Origin of the sequence: Frankia sp. Mgl5 (genome assembly GCF_023242985.1) — a bacterium.
In the GTDB taxonomy this organism is placed as follows: Bacteria; Actinomycetota; Actinomycetes; order Frankiales; family Frankiaceae; genus Parafrankia; species Parafrankia soli.
Genome location: NZ_JALKFY010000134.1, coordinates 1 through 270, shown reverse-complemented (window position 1 = coordinate 270; position 270 = coordinate 1). Strand labels below are relative to the sequence as shown.

General features: G+C 53.7%; 1 pseudogene. It reads right to left on the bottom strand.

Annotated elements, in window-relative coordinates:
* Positions 1–270 (bottom strand): annotated as a pseudogene (locus MXD62_RS08695) (hypothetical protein); the annotation flags it as partial.

Here is a 270-nt window from a genome sequence, read left to right as displayed (position 1 = left end):
ACCGCTGTCGATGCTGTCAAGCCCGCGGCATACGTATACGGATAAAGCCCCATGTAGTAGTGTGGCTGACGCATCCAGGTCAGGCTTGCTCCGGCGCTTTTTCCATGATCTCGCTATATTCCGGACCCATTACCCGCAAGGCGGCCAGAATTGTCCGGCCAGCCTCCTCAATCGAGACAGGTGGGGTAAATTCAGGTTCAAACGGGGCTTTCAAATCGCAAAACTGCATCTGCTCCAATTCGAGTACTCGCTGCTTTAGCTTCGCAAAAC